General features: G+C 42.0%; 2 protein-coding genes. Both read right to left on the bottom strand.

Annotation, left to right across the window (positions count from 1 at the left end):
• Window positions 1–908, bottom strand: a 908-nt coding sequence (locus tag BOW51_RS09170; protein WP_167367302.1) for an endonuclease/exonuclease/phosphatase family protein, incomplete at its 3' end; no start/stop codon positions are given.
• A 19-nt stretch (window positions 909–927) separates the two neighbouring features.
• On the bottom strand, window positions 928–2,508 hold the full coding sequence (locus BOW51_RS09165; protein ID WP_135568205.1) for a DUF8775 domain-containing protein: 1,581 nt from the start codon (window positions 2,506–2,508) through the stop codon (window positions 928–930).
• Window positions 2,509–2,887 lie beyond the last annotated feature (379 nt).

The following is a 2,887-nucleotide window of genomic DNA, read 5'->3' as shown; positions in this document are numbered from 1 at the left end:
TGTGTGGTCCACCAGCTGACAGGTTGTTTTCTGTCGCCGGATATTCGTGATTTTGGTATGCAAGTGTTTGCTATAGCAATGATAGCGTCTGTTAGGTTTTGATTGAAGATGTCTATGTCGCTGTGTGCTATGTTGTGAGTGTTAATGTTTTGGCATTCTGTTGTGAAAGTTTGCCAGTCGGCTTTGTGAAATTGGAATTTAGGTACGGATTCAGTATGTTGTATTTGTGTTCCGATTTTAACGTGTACCATACATGGTAGATGGTCACTAGACATTGCATTTTGTAGTGGATGCCATGTGCATTTCGTGGCTATTTTTGATGATGCAAGGCAGTAGTCAATTGGTGTATAGTTGCCAGTTTGTTCATTAAGTCGAGTGCCTTGACTGTCACCAATTTTAGCTAGGTTGAAGTTGTTCATGAAATCATATAGTGTATTGGAGGATTGGCTGTGATGCTGAGTGTTTGTTAGATCTATGTTGAAATCCCCTACAATAAGTGTTTGTTGCTGCAGTGAGTTACCAATGTCATGTAAGTATTTACGTAGATGCGCCGAAAGTAGCTTGTTATGTATATTGATAATGTCTATAGGGTTCGTGTTATTCCCTCTGTGTATCCTGTAGTGCTGATGTTGTTTATATGTGATATTATCTGTAATTTGTTCATATTGTAATGTGTTTGAGATGATAGTGATTAGTCCCTCGCCTCTTGTTTGGGAGCCATCTAATCTGTGTACAGAGTAGCCATGGAAAGTAAACTTTTTGGTTGGCTTTAACCAGCTTTCTTGGATACATATGATGTCAGGTTTGTTTTGCATATCGTGTATGAATTGTTTGAACTCCTGTTCCTTGTTTTTAATGGAGCGGGCGTTCCAGTGTAATATGTGTAGACTGCGTTGATGGGTTGGCATGTGATTGGTGTGCTCCATATTAATACTGGGTATTTTGTGTTGTATCTATAACTTGTATGTCTGGTGTAAGTGGTATGTGTGTTGTTTTGTGTTGTTGGTTGCTGTTTTTTCTGCTTAATTTGTCTGTGGGGTTTATGAGAGAGGCTATCATAGAGTTGAGAAGCCCCCATTTCTCGGGTGAATTTTCGATGTTTTGTTGGTTTTGCTTTTGTAGCTCGCCTTTTGGTATATTAGTCCCGAGGCAAGTGTTAGCGACCAGGGTTAGTCTGTCTCTGACAGACTCTGATGGCTCTTTGCTGACAGCCCCGAGAGCTACAACTCTTGCCGCCTCCCTGAAGAAGTTCAGGAAGTCGACGATGTCCACTGTAATAGTTGCGTTGTATTTGTTTTTGTCCAATGTTATTTGGAGGTTTGGTTGTGGATTTGTGATTGATTGGTTTGACTTGTGTGTAAGAGTGGGATTGGATGTAAGAGTGGGACTGGATGTCTGAGTGTGTGGTTTTGGTTGGGTGCGTGGACGAGGAGTTCGTGCGGGTCTTTGAGGCTTGGGTGGTTCTATTATGTAGTTGTTGGTGTTTGTTTTAGCGTTGTTATTGAAGGTAGAGGCTGCTTGAGTTTTGACCCTCTTTACTGCAGATGCGTATGATATGTTATCAAGAGTTTGGGTCTTGATAATTTTTACTTGGGTTTTGTGATACGTGCAGCCCTTGTAGCCGGCTGAGTGAGGGTTGCCACAATTGGGGCATTTTTTATCAGTGTCGGGAACGGTACACTCACTGTATTTGTGCTCGCCTGAGCATCGTGGGCATTTAATTTTTGACTTACATTCATTTGCAGAATGATTGTACCCCTGGCATGTTGTGCATCTGAGGGGGTGTCTTATGTATTTTTCGACTTTATATTCCATAAAGCCAATGTACACACTTTTAGGGAGTGTGTGGCCCTTGAAAGTTATGAGGACGGCTTGGCTATCTTGCCTATGCCTATTTTGCAGACGTCTGACGTCGATGACCGGATGGAAGTGGTCATTTTTATTGAGTTCATTTTTGACCTCAGAGATACGTTCGCTGAGGCCTACTTTCTTGATGACCCCCTGGGTTTGGAGGAGGTTTTTAGGTTGTCTAACTGTGATGTTTTTGTTTGCAATTGATGTTTGACTTAGTAATGTTTGTAGGTGTTTTGCCGAGTGACATTCTACGGCTATTTCACCCTTTCGGGTTCTCTTTACTGATTTTGCAGTCCCGATGGTATCTCGGATGAAATTTGTGACGGTGATATCACCGACTTCTAATTTAGAGTAGATTTTATCACCGCTGATCACGGCTATGTGCTTTTGTGCCCCAAAATCTTGGTTTGTTTTTGAGGCGGGATAGTGTTTTTGGCCATGGGTTCGCCTAGATTTGTTTTGTGTATAATCCTCCTCATCTGATGAGGCAGGATGCATTCGTTTTTGGAGTCTCTTTCGGACTCTTGTTTTTTTATTTGTAACGAAGCGGAATTCGTTATCCGATTCTGTATGTTCGGAATTGTTGTAGTTCCCGCCTGAGTTCACATCATCTGCCGAGGGCATACTGTCACAGGAGCTGTGAGCAGTGCTCATTGTCGCCAGCGAGCGGGTGTGAGAAGACAGGTGTAGAAATTTTATGTGTATGCGTGTGTATGTGATTTAGTAGCATATAAATAGGCAACCAGCTTACCTTTTTTTCGATTAAATAATAAATATTCAAAGATGTCACTTTGAAGCCAGCACTGACGCAACACCCAGTGGGTGGCGTCCACCTCTGTAGGCTGAAGCTTCCGGGTTTGAGGATTTGGAAAGGAAAATTGTACGAATTTCGATCAATTTTGACGAGCAGACGAAAATACGTCTATCCCAAACGTCTATGACGTCATAAAAATTCGAGGCTTCTGATTGGTCCAAATTTCAACATTGTCCGATTTCGATGAAATTTGATATATAGGGGTTTTGTCGGACTGCG

It is taken from the genome of Solemya elarraichensis gill symbiont (genome assembly GCF_002021095.1).
Classification (GTDB): domain Bacteria; phylum Pseudomonadota; class Gammaproteobacteria; order Chromatiales; family Chromatiaceae.
This window is presented reverse-complemented; position numbering and strand designations above follow the sequence as displayed.

What these genes read in the sequence shown, in the direction of transcription:
- BOW51_RS09165 (WP_135568205.1), bottom strand. Translation starts at nt 2,508, where the DNA reads ATGAGCACTGCTCACAGCTCCTGTGACAGTATGCCCTCGGCAGATGAT.